The sequence below is a fragment of the Coprococcus intestinalis genome (assembly GCF_023656595.1).
In the GTDB taxonomy this organism is placed as follows: domain Bacteria; phylum Bacillota; class Clostridia; order Lachnospirales; family Lachnospiraceae; genus Coprococcus_A; species Coprococcus_A intestinihominis.
In genome coordinates, this window is sequence record NZ_JAMOKJ010000002.1 from 26,914 (window position 1) to 47,783 (window position 20,870).

Below are 20,870 nucleotides of genomic sequence, written 5' to 3' on the forward strand. Positions count from 1 at the left end.
TGAGTTTATCCTAACAATGAGCTGTTCATTTGTTCATTGTTTCGGATGGTACTGATTTCGCAGCAATCTATTTGTTGAATAGTAAACTAATTAAAGACAATAGTTAGTATAACATTGGATGTATTTTATGGCAAAGGTAATTTGTGAAAAAAGTAATTATTTTTGAAGATTTTTAAAATACAACACGATTAAAATGACGACGTATTTTAAATATATTTATAGAAAATAGCTATTTTATTATAGAAAATGTCATTTAATACAAAGAAATATTGACAGTTTTATTGAAAAAAAGTATACTATACAAAAATAGGTCATACCTATATGGGTCGTACCAATTTTCTATGACTTAATTAACGGGGATTTTTAGGAAGGAAATAGAACATGAGTGAAGGAAATCTGCTGTCTGAAGAAATTACACAGCGGTTGCTCCATGAGATCAGAGAGGGCTGCTATGCAAATTGCAGAAAGCTGCCGCCGGAGCTGACTTTGGCTAAGGAGATGGGGGTCAGCCGGACACTGATCAGAGATTGCCTTTCCGCTTTGGAAAGGGAAGGATTTATCAGTCGGAAGCATGGCGTGGGAACGATTGTGAATCCGCATATTCTGAACGCAACGACAAGAATGGATCTTGAGAAAGAGTTTCTTGAGATGGTCTCGGATGCCGGTTATGTGTCGGATATGAAGATTGAGCGTATTGACAAGATTCCTGCGGAGAAGGAAGTAGCTGCAAGACTTCATATAGAAGAAGGTGATCTGGTGCTGATTTCGGAACGTCTTGTAACAGCAGATGGACGGCCGGCGATTTACTGTATGGATTATATTGCGGAGGCCAATGCCAAAGAGGGTTATGATATCAAGCTTCTTAAGGAGCCGGTGTTTAAGTTTATTGAACAGTGCTGTGAACAGGAGATTTATATGGATCTGACGGAGATCCGGGCGGTTGCAGCCGGTGAGGGTCTGGCAGAGATTTTGAATGTGGACAGGCAGGCACCGCTTTTATATATGGATGAGATTGGATACAGCTTTATGGGAGAACCGCTTTTGTATTCCAGGGAATATTATGTGGACGGCATTCTCAGTCATAAAGTACTGCGAAAGAAGATATAGGAGGAAGTTATGTATACAGCAGCAATTATGAAAACAGAACTGGAGGCTTCAAAAGGCACACGTAAACTGGATATGCGTATTGACAATATCCAGCTGGTGAATGTTTTTACACGGGAGATTTATCCGGCCTCCATCGGTATTTATAATAAAAGAATCGTGGCTGTTGGACGTGTTGAAACAGAAGCGGATCAGGTGATTGACGGCGCGGGTGCTTATGCTGTTCCGGGCCTTATAGATTCCCATATTCATATCGAGACGACGCTTCTGACACCGGAAGCTCTGGGTGAGGTGATCATTCCATGGGGAACAACAACACTTTGTGTGGATGCCATGGAAATTGCCAACGTGGCAGGTATTGACGGTCTGCTGGCAATGATCAAGGATTCAGAGAAGCTGCCTTTCAGACTGCTTCTTGAGATCCCTTCCAGAGTACCTACAGCGCCTGGACTTGAGACAACAGGCGGTGTGTTGGGGGTTGAGGAAGTAACGCAGCTGCTGGAACTGGATGAGGCAGTGAGCCTTGGTGAACTGGATCCTTCCAAAGTCCTTGGTATGAAGGAAGAATATTTAGAAAAGGTACTGGCCAGCCTGAACAGACGCAAGATCTGTAATGGCCATGCCATTGGACTGGGTGTGGATGATCTGAATATTTACGCAGCCGGACATCTCAGTGATGACCATGAATCAGTTTATTATGAAGAGCTGTTAGAACGCCTGAGACTTGGTATTATGCCGTTGATCCGTGAAGGCAGCAGTGAACGCAATGTGGATACACTGGTGCCGGGTATTGTGAAGAACAATCTGCCGACAGACAATATGATGTTTTGTACAGATGACAAGCATGTCAACGATATTTTCAAGGAAGGCCATATCAGTTACAATGTGAAGCGTTCCATTGAATTGGGACTGGACCCTGTACAGGCGATTCAGATGGCAACCATCAATGCGGCCAAGCATTTTCGCCTGGAAGACAAAATCGGTTCAGTGGCACCGGGACGTTTCGCCGATATTCTTCTGATTGATGATCTGACAACCATGAAGCCGAAGCTTGTGTTAAAGAGCGGACGTATTGTAGCAGACGAGAATGGTGCCCGTCCGGTGCCTGAGAAAGCTTATCCTGAGAAGTTATTTGATACCGTTCATATTGGTGCAGATTTTTCAGCGGAGAAGTTTATCATCCATTCTGAGGGCAAACGTGCCAAATGCCGTGTCATTGATCTGATCAAGGACCAGATTATTAATAAAGAGATCTTTGAGTGGATGGATGTCAAGGAAGGACAGATTGCAGCGGATGTGGACAGAGATATTCTGAAGCTGGCTGTTGTCGAACGATACGGCAAAAATGGCCGTGTTTCTACAGCTCTGGTGCATGGTTTTGGACTGAAACAGGGAGCTCTGGCAGCTTCGGTTTCTCATGATCATCACAATATTGTTGTGGTGGGAACCAATGACAGGGATATGGCTGTCTGCGTCGAAAAGCTTCAGGAACTTCACGGCGGTTTTGTTTCGGCAGTGGAGGGACAGGTGGTTGACGCACTGGCATTGCCTCTTGGTGGTCTGATGTCCACTCTTCCGGCGAAAACAGTGATGAAGCGGATGGATGAAATGAATGGAGCAGTTGAGAAGATGGGATGCCCGATGAAAGCGCCATTTATGTCGTTATCCTTTATTTCTCTTCCGACAGTGCCGGAACTGGGATTGACAGATTTTGGCCTGATTGATGTACTGGGCCATCAGATTATTGATATGATCGTAGAGACGGAGGCGTAACATGGAAAGTTACACGGGAAAAGGCCGGGGCCGCGTGGAAGGCATGGACAAGGCCACCGGCAGAGCGGTGTATGCGGCAGATTATTATGAGGAAAATATGCTGCATCTGGCGATTGTCCGATCAGCGTATGCCCATGCCAGGGTTTTGGATATCGATACATCGAAGGTGCCTGAGACGGCCTGGGTTTTTACAGCGAAAGACATTGTGAAGAACAATGTTCAGGACATTCTGCCGGATCAGCCGCTGTTGGTGGAGGATAAAGCACGATTTCTTGGTGAAGCCATTGCTGTTGTGGCAGCTGAATCCGAAGAAGCAGCAAAGGCAGCTGCGGCAATGGTGCAGGTGACGTACGAACCCCTTCAGGTTGTCACGGATGCATTGATGGCAGCAAAACCCGGCTGTATCCGGGTGCATGACGATACAGAGAATGATGTGATTCGTTTTGATAACGAAAAAGGCAATGTGGCACAGGGGTTTGCTGAGAGTGATTTGATCGTTGAAGATGATTTTTATACGCCGATACAGGACCATGGCTATATGGAGCCGGACGCCTGCATGGCGAAAATTGAGGAGGATGGGCGTCTGCTTGTCTGTTCCTCAACACAGAATGTTTTTCATGATTTGAGAATGGTCTGTGATATTACAGGTCTTACAGAAGATCAGGTACATATTGTAGCAGCCACTGTTGGCGGCGGTTTCGGCGGTAAGGACGGCAGTACCGCACAGCTGTTTACGGCTCTTGCGGCATTTAAGACGAGACGTCCCTGCAAGCTCATTTTCAGTCGTCAGGAATCCCTGGCAACAACCTATAAACGACATGCGGTCTATATGCATGTGAAGATGGGCTTTAAGAAAGACGGAACGATGGTGGCCTTTGACGGCAGCGGTTATCTGGATACAGGTGCTTACGGCGGCCTGGGGCCGGCTGTGTTAAGCCTTTTTTCAGAGCATTTTGCAGGACCGTACAATATTCCGAATGTAAAGATCAGCAGTCATCTCTGCTATACCAATAAACCGGTGGCTCATGCCATGAGAGGTTTTGGGGCACCCCAGGGCGCTTTTGCGGCAGAATCCCTGATCAGCAGGGCTTCGAAACTTTTAGGTATTGATCCGTTGGAAATCCGTTACAAGAATGGTATTGAGACAGGCATGTACGGCGGCGTCGGACAGAAAATGCGCCATTTCGTGGACTTTAAAGGGGCACTGAAGCTGATCGAACAGTCTGAACTCTGGCAGGAGAGAAAACACAATACGGACCCATATGTCGGATACGGCATTGCAGGCGGGCACCTAAGCTGCGGTCTCGGCAAGAATATTCCGGATCAGGCAGAGGTGAAGATTGAAGAAGCAGATGGCCATTATACAATTTTCCTTGGTCTGGTAGATATCGGACAGGGAAGCCGGACGGCACTGCAGGCTATGGCGGCGGATGCTCTGGAGACAGATTTTGACAATGTTTCCCTTGTGATGGCAGATACCGACAGAACATTGGACTGCGGATCTACGGCCGGTTCCCGTTCCACATTTATCGGCGGCAATGCCATGCTCAATGCCATAGAGAATTTTAAAAAAGGCGAGATGGAAACAGGAAAGGCAGATTTCCCTGAGAGTGAGGAAAGTTTTTCCATCGCCGGTTTCCCGCATGCGATGTATACATTTATTGCTCAGGCTGTGAAGCTTCGGGTGGATCCTGTCACAGGGCAGGTAGTGCTTCTGGATATTGCAGCAGCAACGGAAGCAGGAAGAATTATCAATCCGTTGGCGATGGCGGGACAGATTCAAGGCGGTGTGGCTATGTCTGTGGGCTATGCCTTTGGTGAGAATTGTCAATTTAAAGAGGGACGATTGCTCAATGACAGTATGTCTACGTATCTGATGCCCACGGCCATGGATTTGCCGCGGATTCAGAGTCTGCATGTGGATGGTTATGAACCGTCGGGACCGATGGGCGTCAAGGGCGCTGCAGAGGTATCCACCGTATCTATTGCTCCGGCGATCGCTGCGGCAATTAATGAGGTATCAGAAGGCAGATTGACCAGTTTGCCTTTCGATATAGAAACTATTTTAAATGGCTTAAAGAAATAGCCAAAGGAGGAAAAGAGATGAAAAAAGGACTCAAATGGATGGCAGGACTTCTGACACTGGCCATGGTTGTCGGTTCTTTTGCAGGATGCGGCAGTTCATCCTCAAAGGAGACAGCAGCAGGTGAATCTGCTGCTGCAACAACAGCAGATTCAACAGCTGATACAGCTTCAGCAGAAACAGCAGGCAAGAAATTGAAAGTGGCTTTGATTCTTCCTGGCAAAAAAGATGACGTATCTTTCAACCAGGCAATGTATGAAGGTATGAAGAAGTATGCAGATGCCAATCCGGACAAGATTGACCTGAATGTAACTGAGAATGTTTATGAAGTTGCAGATATCGAACCTGCACTGATGGATTTCGCTGATCAGGGTTATGACGTTATCTTTGGTCATGGCTTCCAGTTCATGGAGCCAATCGTCAAAGTTGGCGCTCAGTATCCGGATACCTATTTCCTGCTTGGTACAGGTTACAAATCACTGGATAACACAGCTATCTATGATGTGGAACTTGAAGCAGGCGGTTATGAAATGGGTGTGATCGCAGCACTGGCAACACAGACAAATAAGATCGGTGTTATCGGCGGTGCAGATGCTTCCGAGATCAAACGTGGTCATGAAGGCTTCAAGGCTGGTGCCAAATCTATCAATCCTGATATCGAGATCCAGGAAGTTTACACAGGTGACTGGACAGATACAGCCGGTGCAAAAGAAGCAGCTATCGGTATGTATGACGCTGGCGTGGATGTTATCTGGCATTCAGGTGATGGTATTGGTCTTGGTGTTGTTCAGGCAGCTGCTGAAAAAGATATGTACTGCCTCGGCAACGTAGCAGACCAGAAGACATTAGCCGAAAACAATGTATTATCAGGTGTTGTTTATCAGTGGGATGCCATTATTGCCAATGTTTTTGATGATATCAACAATGGTACATTCAAAGGCAGAGCAGAAGATGACAGATACTATTGGATCAATGCTGAAAATAATGGTTTAGGTATTGCAGACATTAATGATCCTAAGGGCTGGCTGACAGACGATGACAAGCAGGTGATTGCGGATACATGGTCCAAACTTCAGTCTGGTGAAATCAAAGACTATCTGCCGGAAGATATTCAGTAATCAGAATAGGAGTCATGTCTGCAGTGCAGACGATCATTCCGACAATGGGAGATGGATGCACAGCCCGTGGGCTGTGTGTCCCTTCTCTGAAAAACACAGGGACGTTCAAACACAGGAGGATTTGTAAATGGACAATCTGGCAGTCAGTATGCAGGGAATAACAAAAATATTTAACGGTGTCAAAGCCAATGACAACGTGGATTTCAATCTGAGGAAAGGTTCAATCCATGGTCTGTTAGGAGAAAATGGTGCCGGAAAGACAACACTTATGAATATCCTGTATGGTTTATATCAGCAGGAGGCCGGTGATATTTATATTAACGGCAGCAAAGAAGAAATTTCATCACCGATAAAAGCAATCTCTCTCGGTATCGGTATGGTGCATCAGCATTTTATGTTGGCCAGACCGATGACAGTTGTGGAGAATGTTATGCTGGGCAAAAAGTCCAGAAGAGGCATTCTTCTTGATACAAAGGAGACGGCGACGGAACTGAAGGAACTGGCAGATAAATACAAAATGAATATTGATCCATATTCAAAAATCTGGCAGTTATCCGTTGGTGAACAGCAGAGAGTAGAGATTTTAACAGCTATTTATCAGGGGGCAGATATATTGATCCTGGATGAACCGACAGCGGTTCTGACACCTCAGGAGGCCAATATACTTTTTGATATGCTGCGTCATATGAAAGCGGACGGCAAATCAATCATTCTGATTACCCATAAGCTGGAAGAGATTATTTCTATCGTTGATGAAGTCACTGTTTTACGAGATGGTGAGCTGATAGGATCAAAACTGGTTGATGAACATACAACCAAAGAAGAACTGACGAAAATGATGGTGGGCAGGGATGTTCTGTTTAATTTCGACAAGAACCAAAAGGCCCCCGGAGCAGTGAAAGTGGAACTGAAGGGCCTTTCAGCCAGCAATGACAAAGGCCTTCCGGCACTGACAGATTTTAATCTGACTGTTCATGAGGGAGAAATCCTTGGTCTGGCCGGTGTAGACGGCAACGGACAGAAGGAATTATGTGAAGTTCTGACCGGTCTTAGAAAAGCGGATGGCGGACAGTTCCTTTTTAAAGGAAAAGAAGTGATCAATCAACCGCCTGTTTTCTATATCAACAGTGGTATTTCCCATATTCCTGAGGACAGAATGACAACCGGACTGGCACTGAACTGGAGCCTTAAGAAAAATCTGATCATCAAGAAGTTCCACAAAGCGCCATTTTCAAAAAATGGGCTGCTGAATCAGAAGGCTATTGATGCCTACTGGGATAAATGCCAGAAAGAGTATCAGATTAAGGCCAATTCCGGAGAAGACCATGCAAGAGCCTTATCCGGCGGTAATCAGCAGAAAGTCATTCTGGCCAGAGAATTGGATGATCATCCGGAAATGGTTATTGCCAATCAGCCGACACGAGGCCTTGATATCGGTGCATCGGAATATGTCAGACAGAAAATTCTGGATGCACGTAATGATGGTGCAGCAGTTCTTCTTGTATCTGCGGATCTTGAGGAAATTCTGCAGCTCTCGGACAGAATCGCTGTCATCTATGACGGCAAAATAATGGGTATCCTTCCGGCAGGCACCGATACAAATACGATCGGTATGCTGATGATGGGACACAAACAGGAGGAAAAGGCATGAATTCAAAAATCATCAACAGTATCAAACAATTTGTTATTGCGGTACTGACGATTGTTCTCGCACTGGCAGTGGGTGCGATTCTTGTACGGATTTCAGGCAATGACCCGGCAGAAGCATATACAATACTGTTTCGGGGAGCCCTTGGCTCAAAAGCCAGGATATCCGAAGTCCTTGTTAAAATGATTCCGCTGACATTGATGGCACTTGGTATGTCCATCGCTTACAAGGCACAGCTCTGGAATATCGGTGCCAATGGTCAGTTGACCATTGGTGCGATTCTGGCTATTCTTCCAGGTATTTATCTGGGACTTCCGACAGTGATTTTACTTCCACTGTCCCTGATTTTGTCTGTTCTCGGCGGTGCTCTCTGGTGCGGTCTGGCGGCTTGGTTAAAAAACCGTTTTAATGCCAATGAAGTTATTACAACGCTGATGCTGAATTATATTGCGACCTATTTTCTGGCATTTCTTGTTTATGGTCCGATGATGGACCCTGACGGCGGCGGCTTCCCGCAGTCAAAAGTATTGCCAGATGCCTATCATCTGCCTTTGTTCTCTGCACAGATGCGAATCCACGGCGGTATTGTGGTGGCAGTCATTGTTATTCTTATGATGTTTTTCTTCTGGAGAACAAAGCTGGGCGTGAAGATTGATCTGATCGGACAGGGTGATAAGATCGCAACCTATGCAGGTGTGAATGTGAAGAAGACAGTCATGGTGGCCATGCTGATTTCCGGTGCACTCTGCGGTCTGGCTGGATGGAATGAAGTGTATGGTGTTCAGTACAGACTTTTGGAAGGCCTTTCCAGCGGCTACGGGGATATCGCAACGATCATCGCATTGCTTGGTGGCCTGAATCCATTGGGTATTGTGATCGCTTCCTTCTTTTTTTCAGCCCTTCTTGTGGGCGGTGCAACCATGCAGCGTATGACAGAAGTACCATATTCTGTTGTAGATATTATCCAGGGCCTGGTGATCGTTTTTGTTATCGCAAGAACAGCGATTCATTTCGGATTGCCGCAGAAATTACTGAGGAAGGGGAAAAAAGATGCTTAGCAGTATTTTTACAGTAGGATTTTTAGTGAGTTTACTGGCGGGAACCATCCGTCTGGCAACACCGATTCTTCTTCCGGCGCTGGGACAGATTTATACACAGCGGGCAGGTATTCTGAATCTGGGTGTAGAAGGAACAATGACGATCGGAGCCGTCGCAGGCTTTTCAGCAGCATATAAAACTGGCAATCTCTGGATTGGACTTTTGTCAGGTATGTTTTTCGGTATGCTGTGGAGTCTGATCATGGCATGGCTTTCAGTCACCATGCGTGCCAATCAGGTCATCGCGGGTATTGCCCTGAATATTCTTGGTGCGGGTACAGCGGTTTATGTATATCGTATCATTTTTGGTGTACAGAGTCTGCCGCCTCAGGTAACACCGTTTGCAGCCGTGAATATTCCGGTATTATCATCCCTTCCGGTGATCGGACAGATTTTCTTCCAGCATAATATTCTGGTTTATCTCAGCTATGTGATGGTATTTGTGACATGGTTTATCCTTGAAAAAACAACATTCGGGTTAAAAATCCGTGCCGTGGGCGAGCATCCACGCGCAGCAGATTCCAAGGGTATCAGTGTGGCAGGTGTCCGTTATGCAGCGGTACTCATCGGCGGTCTTTATGCCGGTGCAGCAGGTGCATTTATGTCTATTGCTTATATGAATCTTTTCACAGAATCCATTGTCAGTGGACGTGGCTTTATCGCCGTCTCTGTTGTTATTTTTGCTCGTTTCATGCCGGTGAGAGCCATGTGGGGTGCGCTGCTTTTCGGTTTTGCCAGTGCCCTTCAGATGCGTCTTCAGGCCCTGGGCATTGATATGGCCAATCAGCTGATGCTGATGCTGCCGTATATCATGACCATTGCAGCGCTGATCTTTGCTTCCAAGAAGGCGGAATTCCCGAGTGCTTATACGATTCCTTATTCCCGATTGGAGCGATAGGAATGAAGAAGACAACCAAAATCATCATCGTACTGCTGATTGTCATCATTGCGGGTATAACGGTTGTGACCAGTATGAAACATGCAGCTGATGGACCTTCTGAGGTCTCCGCTGAGAAAGCAGCTATGGCCTATGCGGAGGCTATTGATTATCAGTATGAGAATCCTGCGGTTATTTATGAATTTATGACAGATGACTTCCGAAAGGTTATGGATAAAAGTGAGTTTATCCGGGCTTTTAAGAAAGAACGGTCCTATCCGTATCTGACGCCGCTTTTTATTAATTATGACAGAGTAGAACTCAATGAAGACGGGACAACCGGCACTGCTTATTATTCCCAGGCAGCCAGACTGCCGGGAATGGTCTATGAAGTTGGACTTGTTTATGAGGATTCCAACTGGCATATCAAGGATTTTGATGACTTTTTGGACGGCAGTTATCTGGACAAATTCGATACAGTCACCTATGATCTGAAGAGTTATTTTGATACGGAGTATCCGGAAGATGAAGAAACGGAATCCGGGACGGAATAACTGTCGACCAGATGTCCGGTGGAAAAAGTGCGCTTTGAAAGAATGCATAAAATATGAGTCATGGAAGGATGACGAAAAAATAAAAAGGATAGTGGGGGATAGAGATGTCACAGATGCTGATTCCAAATACAGTAACAGAGGCCTGTCAGATGCTGTCATCCGGCAATCGCGTGGCCTGTGCAGGTGCCACCAATCTCTATGTGGACAGAGAAAAGGGCAAATATCTGGACAGAGATATTGTCAGTCTGCATCGATTAAAAGAACTGTCAGGCATCAGAGAAGAGAAGGACGGCTGGCATATAGGCAGTCTGACAACATTTGACCTTATAGAAGATGTTTTCAGAGGACAAGGTTCCATGGATGCACTGGCTGAGGCCGCATCCCTTGTGGGCGGCCCTCAGATCCGCAACAGAGGAACCATTGGCGGCAATATTTTGTCAGCTTCTCCGGCGGCGGATACCGTGCCGGTTTTGATGGCGCTGGATGCAGTGTTGGTTCTTGTGTCAGAAACTGGTCAGCGTATGGTATCCCTCAACGGATTTATGAAGGGACCGGGACGAACGGCTATCCATCAGGGGGAAATTTTGACTGAAATTGTCATTCCATTCAAAACGGGTGCCGCAAGATTCAGGAAGGTCGGCAAAAGGAATGCACTGGCCATTTCAATCATCAATGTAGCCGTTTATATGGAAAAGGAAGCGGGCAGGATAACGGCCCTGACCATCGCCATCGGTTCAGCAGGCCCGACAGCCCTTCGTGCATTTCATACAGAAGAATTGCTGCGTGCCTGGAAAAGACCGGACAGTGAAGAAAAATGGCAGCCTCTTCATGAAGAAATTGCCATTGCCCTGTCGGAGGATATTTCACCGGTTGATGATATTCGAGCAACAGGAAGTTATAGAAAAACTGTGGCAGACAATGTGGTACTGCAGCTTGTAAGAGAATTATGGGAGGCATGTGAAAAATGAAAACACTAGATTTTATTTTAAACGGAGAAGCCTGTCATACAGAAATTCCTGAAGATGCCACATTATTAAAGGTGCTGAGAGATATTCTTCATTTGACGGGAACAAAAGAGGGCTGCGGCGAAGGTGACTGTGGTGCCTGCACGGTTCTGGTAGATGGAAGAAGTGTCAACAGCTGTCTGTTTCCGGCTGTTCAGGCGGAGGGATGTCAGGTCATGACCATTGAAGGTGTTGAGGCCCATCCGGAGCTGGCCAGGATACAGAAGGCCTTTGTGGATTATGGTGCGGTTCAATGTGGTTTCTGTTCTCCGGGCATGATTATGTCTACAGTGGCACTGCTTCAGAAAAATCCGAAGCCCACGGAAGAAGAAATCCGACGCGGCTTATCCGGCAATATCTGCAGATGTACAGGCTATCAGGCCATGGTGGATGCCATTCAGTCACTGGCATAATAGGTGTTGACAGAAGTACTTATTAACTGTAAAATAAATATATCAATGGATTATATATGTTCATAATCAGGTTGAGCGTTTCTACCGGCTGCCGTAAACAGCCGACTATAATTCCCGAAGGCGGGAGAGTCGGTTTGTACGGCGGCCTTTCTTTTTATTTACGCGAGCAACGAGCCAAAGTCCGTGCTTGCACGAGACCTTGGCGACTGCCGCGATAACTTGAGAAACTCGCGAAGCGTGTTTCTCATAGTTTATCAGAAGGATAGTAAGCAGTCATATCAGCCTGAACTCTGTATATGCCTGAATAAACCTTACCAACGATTCCGATCAGAAGTATCGGAGCAGATTTGAATGAAAATGGGTGATGAGTATGAACAATTTTATTATGAAGGGTGATATCTGTTACAGTGAGACTTCTGATACATTGAGGCTCTGTGAAGATGCGTATCTGATCTGTGAGAACGGCAGATCAATGGGTGTATTTACACAGATTCCGGAGAATTATCAGCATTTTGAAGTGCTGGATTACACAGGTCATATGATTGTTCCGGGATTGTCCGATCTGCATGTGCATGCACCGCAGTATGCTTACAGAGGTCTTGGAATGGACATGGAACTGCTGGAATGGTTGGAAACCTATGCATTTCCGGAAGAATCCGGCTATAAAGAACCGGCCTACGCGGATAAGGCATACAGTATGTTTGTGCAGGATCTGAAGTATAGTCCGACGACACGTTTTTGTGCATTTGCGACGATCCATACATCTGCTACATTGAAATTGATGGCCCTCCTGGAGAACTCCGGTTTAAAGGGATATGTGGGCAAGGTCAATATGGACAGGAACAGTTCGGATTATTATTGTGAGGAAAGCGCAGAAGCCTCATTGGAAGCAACCAGAGAATGGCTTATGCAGTCGGAACAATTTCATAATGTCCGTCCGATCATTACCCCGCGTTTTACACCGAGCTGTACTGATGCACTGATGATGGGACTTGGGACAATCGCTTCTGAGAACCATCTGGCGGTCCAGTCCCATTTATCCGAGAATCTCAGTGAAATTGACTGGGTGAAGGAACTGTGCCCTGATTCAGAGAACTATATGGGTACCTACATAAGTGCCGGTTTGGCAGCGCCCGGCAGAAAATCTATCATGGCACATTGTGTGTACTCTGATGAACGGGAGATACGGATGATGAAGGACAATGACACCTATGCGATCCATTGTCCGCAGTGCAATATGAACATTGCATCCGGCATTGCCCCTGTGAGAAAGTGGCTGGATATAGGCGTGCATATGGGACTTGGATCAGACGTAGCCGGAGGTGCCACACTCTCCATCTTCAGAACCATGATGGAGGCCAGACAGGTATCCAAGCTCGTCTGGAGATTGCTGGATCAGAACCTGAAGCCGCTGACCCTGGAAGAAATCTTCTGGATGGGAACAAAAGCCGGCGGCAGTTTCTTCGGCAAAGTCGGCAGCTTCGAACCGGGATACGAACTTGACGCCCTTGTCCTCGATGAGAGCCGCATGCCGCACCCGCAGGCCCTCACCCTCAGACAGCGGTTAGAGCGATATATCTGTTTGTCAGAGAACGGAGATCTACTACATAAATATGTCTCCGGAAATAAGATTTTTTAAACAAAAACAGTTAAACAAACCAGCTTTTAGATGCGGCAGGTGCAAAATTTATATTATATTAGGAAGAGCCCAGCCCGTTAGCAGATCCATACGCAGGTGCTTCCAACATGGCCGGTACTTAGGCATTGTTTTGTAATGCCTTATGTACCGCTGCCAATGTTGGGCAACGCGAGTGTGCCTGCGTATGGATCTGCTAACGGGCTGGGCTTTCAAAAACTGGAAAAATTTTGCACGTCGCATCAAAAGTGGAAGGAGGAGCGTTATGGGGATTGGAAAAAGCATTCAGCGTGTGGATGCCCGTGCCAAGGTAACGGGCCAGGCGAAATATACACAGGATCTGATGACACAGCCGATGATGGTGGCGAAGGTGGTACACAGTACCATTGCCAATGGTGTTGTGACTGGATTTGATTTGGATGAGGCATTAAAAGTACCGGGGGTTATAAAGATTGTTACCTGTTTTGATGTGCCGGAGATTGATTTTTGTACGCCGGGGCATCCGTGGTCTGTGGAGGCGGCGCATCAGGATGTTCAGGACAGGCGTCTTTTGAATCAGCGGGTTCGTTATTATGGGGATGACGTGGCAGCTGTCATTGCAGAAGATGAGATTGCAGCTGTTAAGGCAGCACGACTTGTGAAAGTACATTATGAGGAATACCCGGCACTGGTGGATGTGGCAGATGCCATGGCGGAGGGAGCCGTGGCTATGCATGACAATGTGCCGGATAATGTTTTGAAACATACATCTTTCGCCCTGGGTGATGAAAGCTTTGATGAAGCTGTGAAAGAAAAGGGACTTATTCTGGTGGATCAGACGTATGATACCCAGCGTGTACAGCACTGCCATATTGAACTGCCGGTTTCCTTTGCGTATCAGGACGGCAACGGCAAGATTACCGTAACCACATCTACACAGATTCCGCATATTGTCCGCCGTGTCATCGGTCAGGCCCTTGGTATTCCATGGGGACAGGTCAGAGTGATCAAGCCCTATATCGGCGGCGGCTTCGGCAATAAACAGGATGTACTTTATGAACCGCTGAATGCTTTCTTAAGTCTGCAGGTGGGCGGTCGTCCGGTGAAACTGGAACTGACCAGAGAAGAAACATTTGCGGATACAAGAGTGCGTCATGCGATCCGTTTTCATATGCAGGGAGCTGTAAGACCGGACGGTACACTGGTGGCCAGAAGAGCAGAAGCTTTTTCTAATCAGGGCGGTTATGCTTCCCATGGCCATGCGATTGTCGCCAATGCCTCCAATATGATCAAGCAGCTTTATCGGGATGAAAAGGCCCTTGAATCGGAGAGCTACACGGTTTACACCAGTACAGTGGCCGGCGGCGCCATGCGTGGTTACGGTATTCCACAGGGAGATTTTGCAGCAGAGTGTCTGATGGATGATCTGGCGGCAGCCATTCATATGGATCCATTAGCCTTTCGTTTGAAAAACTGCATGGAAGAGGGATATAAGGATCCACATAACGGTATTACATTTTACAGCTATGGCCTGAAGAAATGTATTGAAGCGGGCAAAGAGGCTGTGCATTGGGATGAAAAGCGAGCCGCTTATGCCTGCCAGACAGGCAGCAGACGACGTGGTATCGGTATGGCGATTTTCTGCTACAAAACCGGCGTTTATCCGATTTCTCTTGAAACTGCCACATGCCGTATGGTATTGAATCAGGACGGTTCCATTCAGTTGATGATGGGAGCCACAGAGATCGGACAGGGAGCGGATACTGTCTTTACACAGATGGCGGCAGAGGTACTTGGCGTGACAGAGGATAAAGTGTATATTGTTTCCACCCAGGACACAGATGTCACACCTTTTGATACTGGGGCTTATGCTTCCAGACAGTCTTATGTCAGCGGCAAGGCTGTGAAGAAAACAGCAGAGATGATGAAGGAAAAGATTCTTGAATATGCAGCCTGGAAATTGAAGATGGATCAGCAGACACTGGATATCCGCAATAATATGATTGTGACAGCAGAGGGCGAAGAACTGCTGACAATGGAGGCACTGGCGACAGAGGCATTGTACAGTCTGGAACGTTCTGTCCATATCACTGCTGAGGCCACCAGCCACTGCAAAGAGAATACATTTGCCAGCGGTGTCTGTTTTGCGGAAGTGGAAGTGGATATGCCGTTAGGCAAAGTCAATGTACTGAAGATTATCAATGTCCATGACAGCGGTATTCTGATGAATCCAAAACTGGCTGAGGCCCAGGTGCATGGCGGTATGAGCATGGGCCTTGGTTATGGACTCAGTGAAGAATTAATGTATGATGCGAAGGGCAAACCGCTGAACAACAATCTTCTGGATTACAAGCTGCCGACGGCCATGGATACACCGGAGCTGAATGTTGAGTTTATAGAATTGCAGGATCCGACGGGACCTTTCGGCAACAAAGCCCTGGGAGAACCGCCGGCTATTCCGGTGGCACCGGCTATCCGAAACGCAGTTTTGCAGGCAACAGGCATTGGCTTTAACCAGCTTCCGATGGAGCCTCAGAGACTGGTGGCAGCATTCAAAGAAAAAGGACTGATATAGGCAGGGGGATGACATTATGTATGATATTGGATCATTTTATGAGGCAGCCAGTGTAGAGGATGCCATCAGGAAATTGCAGGAATGGCCGGATGCAGAGATTATTTCCGGCGGCAGTGATGTTTTGATCAAGATCAGAGAAGGCAAATTAGCAGGCCGATCCCTTGTCAGCATTCACAATATTACAGCGTTAAAAGGGGTGACAATGGAAGAAGACGGAACCATCGTGATCGGTCCGGGAACGAGTTTTTCTCATATCACGGCGCATCCGCTGGTGCAGCAGCATATTCCGATGCTTGGATATGCCGTTGATCAGGTGGGTGGCCCGCAGATCCGCAATATCGGCACCATTGGCGGCAATGTCTGCAACGGTGTCACCAGTGCGGACAGTGCGTCATCTCTGTTTGCCTATAATGCGATTCTGGAATTGACGGGCCCGGAGGGCATCAGACAGGTGCCGATTCAGGAATTTTATACAGGTCCGGGTAAAACCGTACGCTGCCATGAGGAAGTGATGACGGCTATCCGTATCAGACGCAGGGATTATGAAGGGTACACCGGATGCTACATCAAATACGGCAAGCGAAATGCCATGGAGATCGCGACCCTGGGGTGCGCCTGTCTGGTGAAGCTGTCATTGGACAAGAAGGTTGTTGAAGACATGCGGATCGCTTACGGCGTGGCGGCACCGACGCCTGTCAGATGTCCGGAGACAGAAAAAGCAGTTTCAGGGCAGGCTGTTTCAAAGGCATTGCTCTTTCAGACCGGCAAAGGTGTTTTAAATGAAGTGAATCCGAGAACCTCATGGCGTGCCTCGAAGGAATTTCGTCTGCAGCTGGTGGAGGAACTGGCTAAACGTGCCATGGCGCAGGCCATAAGAAATGGGGGAGGTGAAGTCGATGCTTAAGATAATCCATATGAATGTGAATGGCAAAGCGGTGGAGCTGGCCATTGATGACAGAGAATCTTTGCTTGACACTTTGCGTAATCATCTGGGATTGACCAGTGTGAAGAAAGGCTGTGAAGTGGGAGAGTGCGGTGCCTGTACTGTACTGGTGGATGGAGAAGCCATCGACTCATGCATCTATCTGACTATGTGGGCTGAGGGCAAACACATTCTTACAGTGGAGGGGCTGCAGTCACCGACAGGAGAACTCTCGGAGATCCAGCAGGCTTTCGTGGATGAGGCAGCGGTCCAGTGTGGTTTTTGTACACCGGGCATTATTATGTCTGCGGTGGAGATCATCGGAACAGGACGCAAATATACCCGGGACGAACTCCGAAAGCTCATCTCCGGGCATCTCTGCCGCTGTACCGGCTATGAGAATATATTGAACGCTCTGGAAAAAGTGGTGGGCTATTAATAATTAGCTATCCGAGAATCTCATTGAAAGCCTGGGTGGCCTCTGTCATCTGTTCCTGTGTCAGGGAGGAGTAGTTGACTACCAGTATATGCTGCATGGCTTTCTCCGGGTGATAGTAATATTTGGATAACGGCATAATGCGGATGCCTTTGGCTGCTGCCCGCTGACAGATGATCTCATCCGTGAGTTCGGTGTCTATCTTCATCAGAAAATGCAGACCGGCGTCCTCACCTTTGATGGTGACATGATTGAAAAGAGGACTGCTTTTGATGCACTGCAGCAGCATATCCCGCTTGTCGTGATAGTGAATACGCAGACGGTTGATGTGTTTTTCAAAGTGTCCTTTGTTGATAAAGGCAGCCAGTGTATATTGTTCAAAATTGGATACCGTGCAGGAATAAAACTGCATCTTGGCATAATAGGCCTTCACCAGATGTTTCGGCAGTACCATATAGCTGATACGGACGGTGGAGGCCAGTGTTTTTGTAAAAGTATTGATATAAATCACTTTCTCAAGAACATCGATGCTCTGAAGGGTTGGGATTGGCTGGCCAGTCAGACGAAACTCGCTGTCATAATCATCCTCGATAATATAGCGGGAAGGTGCTTTTGAAGCCCATCCAAGGAGTTCGTATCGTCTTCCGATAGGCATGGTGATACCCGTTGGAAACTGATGGGAAGGGGAAATATGAATGACATCGATATTTTTCTCCTCCAGTTCTGAAATCCGGATGCCGCTGTCATCCATGGCAATATAATCACAGTCCACATTGTGGCTGTTGTATATTTTGGCGATTTTGTGATAACCCGGATCCTCAATGGCATATTTCTTGTCAAAGCCCAGCAGCTGAATGAGGATACCGTATAAATATTCCGTTCCGGCTCCGATGATAATCTGTTCCGGGGAGATGTGCAGACCGTGAAAATCCTTCAAATGTCTGGCAATGGCTTCTCGAAGCTCTAGTATACCGCCGCAGGGAGGATTGATCATCAGCTTCTGCTGACTGTCACTGAGCAGTTCCCGGATGAGCCTTGACCAGATAGAAAAGGGAAAATATTCTGAATCTGTCTGGTTGCTTGTAAAGTCTACAGCAAAATGATGGCTTTCTTCCATATCAGCTTTCTGAATCATGGATGGGCTGTCGATGGATGAGGAAGAACCGTTGTCTTCCTCAAAGGGATGCATCTGTTCCACAGGAAGGATCGTATGGATATCGGAAACAAAATAGCCCTTTTTGGGGATAGAATAAATATAGCCTTCGGCGATTAACTGGGCATAGGCATTCTCAACAGTGATGGTGCTTATGCCCAGATTTTTGGCAAAATTTCGTTTGGACGGCAGTTTCTCTCCCATAGAGAGATTCCCGCATAATATATCATTTCGTATGCATTTATATAAATGTTCATATAAAGAATCTGACCCTGTTCCGGCAAAAGAGTAGGTAAGCATCTGGCATGTGACCTCCAATCTGGCCATCTTAAATAATATCAAAATGGCTATTTATTTATGTTCAGATTTCATTATAATGGAAAAAAACTTAGATGTAAACAAAGGAGAACGAAAATCATGGCAGAAAACAGATATGAATTAAATAAACAGCTGGCGCAGATGTTAAAAGGCGGTGTGATCATGGATGTAACAACACCGGAACAGGCAAAGATCGCAGAGGCAGCAGGTGCCTGCGCTGTTATGGCTTTGGAGAAAATTCCGGCAGATATCCGTGCAGCAGGCGGTGTAGCCAGAATGAGTGATCCGAAGATGATCAAAGAGATCCAGCAGGCGGTTTCTATTCCTGTAATGGCCAAATGCAGAATCGGACATTTTGTGGAGGCTCAGATTCTGGAAGCCATTGAAATTGACTATATCGATGAGAGCGAAGTTCTGTCTCCTGCCGATGATGTCTATCATATTGACAAGACGAAATTTAAAGTGCCGTTTGTGTGTGGCGCCAGAGATCTTGGTGAAGCTCTCAGAAGAATCAATGAAGGCGCTTCTATGATCCGTACAAAGGGTGAACCGGGAACCGGTGATGTGGTTCAGGCTGTCCGTCATATGCGCATGATGAACAGTGAAATTGCCAAGATCAAGGGCATGAGAGAAGATGAGCTTTTTGAGGCTGCCAAGGAATTAAGAGTGCCTTACCAGCTTGTACAGTATGTGCATGAAAATGGCAAGCTGCCGGTTGTCAATTTTGCGGCAGGCGGTGTGGCAACACCGGCGGATGCGGCACTGATGATGCAGTTGGGTGCTGAGGGTGTCTTTGTCGGATCAGGTATTTTTAAATCCGGCAACCCTGAGAAACGTGCCAATGCCATTGTCAAGGCAGTGACAAATTACACAGATGCCGCTATGATCGCAGAATTATCCGAAGACCTTGGTGAAGCCATGGTGGGTATCAACGAAGATGAAATTGCCCTTTTAATGGCTGAAAGGGGTAAATAAACCTGTGAGAATAGGCTGATAAGCCTGAGAGAATTAGGATAAATCGAGAAAATCAAAATGTACAATGTACATGAGGAAGAAGGAGTGTCAATGACAATCGCAGTACTGGCAGTACAGGGAGCATTTGCAGAGCATGAGAAGAAACTAGATGAATTGGGTATCTCATGGTTTGAACTGAGAAAAAAAGAAGATTTAGACAGACATTACGACGGACTGATCCTGCCGGGCGGCGAGAGTACGGTGCAGGGTAAATTATTAAAAGAGCTGGGAATGTTTGACAGACTGAAAGGGCAGATTGAAAAGGGCCTGCCGGTGTTTGCAACCTGTGCCGGACTGATTCTTCTGGCTGCGGAGCTTGGCAATGATGACAGAAGATGGTTTCAGACCCTTCCGGTAACGGTGAAGAGAAATGCCTATGGCCGTCAGCTGGGCAGTTTTCACACAGATGCAGAATTTGAAGCAATTGGTGTGATACCGATGACCTTTATCCGGGCACCGTATATTGAAACGGCATCACCGGAAGTCAAAGTCATGGCAAAGGTGGATGAACGGATTGTGGGTGTGAGGTACAAACAGCAGCTGGCTATCTCTTTTCATCCGGAACTGGATGGCGATAACCGGCTGCATCAGTACTTTGTTCAGATGGTATCTTCATCTCTCAATAAAGAGAAATAGCGGTCCAGATAGATCTTGTGGGCAACAGTGATGATCATATTGCAGAGCATGGTTTTCTCGTTAGAGAAAGTGCCATGCTCTTTTTCTGTGTTATGGTCGGTATCTTTTCTGACATCGGCCATATCTAATTGAAACACATGCCAAAGGACCTGTTCAAATTCCTGACAAAAATAATTATAGGCGGTTTCATTATCATAGGTCTGACGCTGAATCTCAAACATCATATGGATATTGTCCAGAGAAAGCACAGATTTGGCAACAGCAATAAAGATCAGGGCAGCAATTTGATCCCGGTTGTATTGCTTTTTGACGGGATTGTTGATGATCTTCTTTTTGACATAGTTACTGATCATAGAGCCGGTGATGCTGATATCTTCCAGAGGGCTTAAGTAACTGTCGATATATTTGGCGGTTTGTTCAAGGTAAAGGCCGACATCGGGGATTTCCTGATAGCGGGGGAGGTGAAAATTGTGAATAGGGTCAGCCATTTTGGATAGGATATGTTCGTTCATAAAACACGCTCTTTTCTT

18 protein-coding genes and 1 riboswitch are annotated in these 20,870 nt (G+C 46.7%); of the genes, 16 read left to right on the forward strand and 2 right to left on the reverse strand.

Translation table 11 applies throughout. The features are described 5' to 3' along the window. The first annotated feature begins 381 nt into the window (after positions 1–381). From NBH03_RS01545 to xdhC, 14 genes are all read left to right on the forward strand, one after another. Entirely contained in the window at positions 382–1,107 is a 726-nt protein-coding gene (locus tag NBH03_RS01545; protein ID WP_250796394.1) for a GntR family transcriptional regulator, read from the forward strand. Positions 1,108–1,116: 9 nt separating this feature from the next. Beyond that, positions 1,117–2,877: an adenine deaminase gene (gene ade / locus NBH03_RS01550; RefSeq protein WP_250796399.1), complete on the forward strand. Its 1,761-nt coding sequence runs from the start codon at positions 1,117–1,119 to the stop codon at positions 2,875–2,877. A 1-nt stretch (position 2,878) separates the two neighbouring features. Then, a complete protein-coding gene (locus NBH03_RS01555; RefSeq protein WP_250796400.1) occupies positions 2,879–4,963 on the forward strand; it encodes a xanthine dehydrogenase family protein molybdopterin-binding subunit in 2,085 nt (694 codons plus the stop codon). 17 nt (positions 4,964–4,980) lie between these two features. Beyond that, positions 4,981–6,078 carry a BMP family protein gene (locus NBH03_RS01560; RefSeq protein WP_250796403.1) on the forward strand — a complete coding sequence of 366 codons (1,098 nt, stop codon included), beginning with the start codon at positions 4,981–4,983 and terminating at the stop codon, positions 6,076–6,078. A gap of 127 nt (positions 6,079–6,205) precedes the next feature. Further along, positions 6,206–7,729 carry an ABC transporter ATP-binding protein gene (locus tag NBH03_RS01565; RefSeq protein ID WP_117538958.1) on the forward strand — a complete coding sequence of 508 codons (1,524 nt, stop codon included), beginning with the start codon at positions 6,206–6,208 and terminating at the stop codon, positions 7,727–7,729. Then, on the forward strand, positions 7,726–8,784 hold the full coding sequence (locus NBH03_RS01570; protein WP_015514674.1) for an ABC transporter permease: 1,059 nt from the start codon (positions 7,726–7,728) through the stop codon (positions 8,782–8,784). Before NBH03_RS01565 ends, NBH03_RS01570 begins: the two co-directional genes overlap by 4 nt. After that, positions 8,777–9,721 carry an ABC transporter permease gene (locus tag NBH03_RS01575; protein WP_015514673.1) on the forward strand — a complete coding sequence of 315 codons (945 nt, stop codon included), beginning with the start codon at positions 8,777–8,779 and terminating at the stop codon, positions 9,719–9,721. Before NBH03_RS01570 ends, NBH03_RS01575 begins: the two co-directional genes overlap by 8 nt. A gap of 2 nt (positions 9,722–9,723) precedes the next feature. Beyond that, complete coding sequence (locus tag NBH03_RS01580) at positions 9,724–10,254, forward strand: hypothetical protein (RefSeq protein WP_117538960.1); 531 nt, start codon at positions 9,724–9,726, stop codon at positions 10,252–10,254. A gap of 104 nt (positions 10,255–10,358) precedes the next feature. Further along, positions 10,359–11,222 (forward strand): FAD binding domain-containing protein, encoded by an 864-nt coding sequence (locus NBH03_RS01585; RefSeq protein WP_250796405.1) that lies wholly within the window; start codon positions 10,359–10,361, stop codon positions 11,220–11,222. Next, the gene (locus NBH03_RS01590) at positions 11,219–11,671 is read left to right on the forward strand and encodes a (2Fe-2S)-binding protein (RefSeq protein WP_015514670.1); all 453 of its coding nucleotides are present in this window, start codon (positions 11,219–11,221) and stop codon (positions 11,669–11,671) included. The genes NBH03_RS01585 and NBH03_RS01590 overlap by 4 nt, the downstream gene beginning before the upstream one ends. A gap of 30 nt (positions 11,672–11,701) precedes the next feature. Further along, positions 11,702–11,799: riboswitch (purine riboswitch) on the forward strand. Positions 11,800–12,041: 242 nt separating this feature from the next. Beyond that, positions 12,042–13,310 carry an amidohydrolase family protein gene (locus NBH03_RS01595; protein WP_250796416.1) on the forward strand — a complete coding sequence of 423 codons (1,269 nt, stop codon included), beginning with the start codon at positions 12,042–12,044 and terminating at the stop codon, positions 13,308–13,310. Positions 13,311–13,572: 262 nt separating this feature from the next. Continuing rightward, entirely contained in the window at positions 13,573–15,861 is a 2,289-nt protein-coding gene (gene xdhA, locus NBH03_RS01600) for a xanthine dehydrogenase subunit XdhA (RefSeq protein ID WP_250796420.1), read from the forward strand. A gap of 16 nt (positions 15,862–15,877) precedes the next feature. Next, positions 15,878–16,765, forward strand: coding sequence for a xanthine dehydrogenase subunit XdhB (xdhB, locus tag NBH03_RS01605; protein WP_250796422.1), 888 nt, complete (start codon positions 15,878–15,880; stop codon positions 16,763–16,765). After that, positions 16,758–17,222, forward strand: a complete 465-nt coding sequence (xdhC, locus tag NBH03_RS01610; protein ID WP_215631601.1) for a xanthine dehydrogenase subunit XdhC — start codon at positions 16,758–16,760, stop codon at positions 17,220–17,222. The genes xdhB and xdhC overlap by 8 nt, the downstream gene beginning before the upstream one ends. Before the next feature lie 7 nt (positions 17,223–17,229). Here the strand turns inward: xdhC and pdxR are convergent, their stop codons facing one another. Next, on the reverse strand, positions 17,230–18,672 hold the full coding sequence (gene pdxR / locus NBH03_RS01615; RefSeq protein ID WP_250796424.1) for a MocR-like pyridoxine biosynthesis transcription factor PdxR: 1,443 nt from the start codon (positions 18,670–18,672) through the stop codon (positions 17,230–17,232). A 117-nt stretch (positions 18,673–18,789) separates the two neighbouring features. On the opposite strand from pdxR, the gene pdxS reads away from it, so the two are divergent. After that, a complete protein-coding gene (pdxS, locus tag NBH03_RS01620; protein WP_215631599.1) occupies positions 18,790–19,665 on the forward strand; it encodes a pyridoxal 5'-phosphate synthase lyase subunit PdxS in 876 nt (291 codons plus the stop codon). Between the two features lie 90 nt (positions 19,666–19,755). Beyond that, entirely contained in the window at positions 19,756–20,340 is a 585-nt protein-coding gene (gene pdxT, locus NBH03_RS01625; RefSeq protein WP_250796428.1) for a pyridoxal 5'-phosphate synthase glutaminase subunit PdxT, read from the forward strand. Here pdxT and NBH03_RS01630 read toward each other — a convergent pair. Beyond that, complete coding sequence (locus tag NBH03_RS01630; protein ID WP_250796432.1) at positions 20,304–20,852, reverse strand: DUF1836 domain-containing protein; 549 nt, start codon at positions 20,850–20,852, stop codon at positions 20,304–20,306. The genes pdxT and NBH03_RS01630 overlap by 37 nt on opposite strands. Positions 20,853–20,870: the final 18 nt, after the last annotated feature.

Coding starts and splice junctions, on each gene's coding strand:
- NBH03_RS01545 (WP_250796394.1), top strand. CDS start 382: ATGAGTGAAGGAAATCTGCTGTCTGAAGAAATTACACAGCGGTTGCTC.
- ade (WP_250796399.1), top strand. CDS start 1,117: ATGTATACAGCAGCAATTATGAAAACAGAACTGGAGGCTTCAAAAGGC.
- NBH03_RS01555 (WP_250796400.1), top strand. CDS start 2,879: ATGGAAAGTTACACGGGAAAAGGCCGGGGCCGCGTGGAAGGCATGGAC.
- NBH03_RS01560 (WP_250796403.1), top strand. CDS start 4,981: ATGAAAAAAGGACTCAAATGGATGGCAGGACTTCTGACACTGGCCATG.
- NBH03_RS01565 (WP_117538958.1), top strand. CDS start 6,206: ATGGACAATCTGGCAGTCAGTATGCAGGGAATAACAAAAATATTTAAC.
- NBH03_RS01570 (WP_015514674.1), top strand. CDS start 7,726: ATGAATTCAAAAATCATCAACAGTATCAAACAATTTGTTATTGCGGTA.
- NBH03_RS01575 (WP_015514673.1), top strand. CDS start 8,777: ATGCTTAGCAGTATTTTTACAGTAGGATTTTTAGTGAGTTTACTGGCG.
- NBH03_RS01580 (WP_117538960.1), top strand. CDS start 9,724: ATGAAGAAGACAACCAAAATCATCATCGTACTGCTGATTGTCATCATT.
- NBH03_RS01585 (WP_250796405.1), top strand. CDS start 10,359: ATGTCACAGATGCTGATTCCAAATACAGTAACAGAGGCCTGTCAGATG.
- NBH03_RS01590 (WP_015514670.1), top strand. CDS start 11,219: ATGAAAACACTAGATTTTATTTTAAACGGAGAAGCCTGTCATACAGAA.
- NBH03_RS01595 (WP_250796416.1), top strand. CDS start 12,042: ATGAACAATTTTATTATGAAGGGTGATATCTGTTACAGTGAGACTTCT.
- xdhA (WP_250796420.1), top strand. CDS start 13,573: ATGGGGATTGGAAAAAGCATTCAGCGTGTGGATGCCCGTGCCAAGGTA.
- xdhB (WP_250796422.1), top strand. CDS start 15,878: ATGTATGATATTGGATCATTTTATGAGGCAGCCAGTGTAGAGGATGCC.
- xdhC (WP_215631601.1), top strand. CDS start 16,758: ATGCTTAAGATAATCCATATGAATGTGAATGGCAAAGCGGTGGAGCTG.
- pdxR (WP_250796424.1), bottom strand. CDS start 18,672: ATGCTTACCTACTCTTTTGCCGGAACAGGGTCAGATTCTTTATATGAA.
- pdxS (WP_215631599.1), top strand. CDS start 18,790: ATGGCAGAAAACAGATATGAATTAAATAAACAGCTGGCGCAGATGTTA.
- pdxT (WP_250796428.1), top strand. CDS start 19,756: ATGACAATCGCAGTACTGGCAGTACAGGGAGCATTTGCAGAGCATGAG.
- NBH03_RS01630 (WP_250796432.1), bottom strand. CDS start 20,852: ATGAACGAACATATCCTATCCAAAATGGCTGACCCTATTCACAATTTT.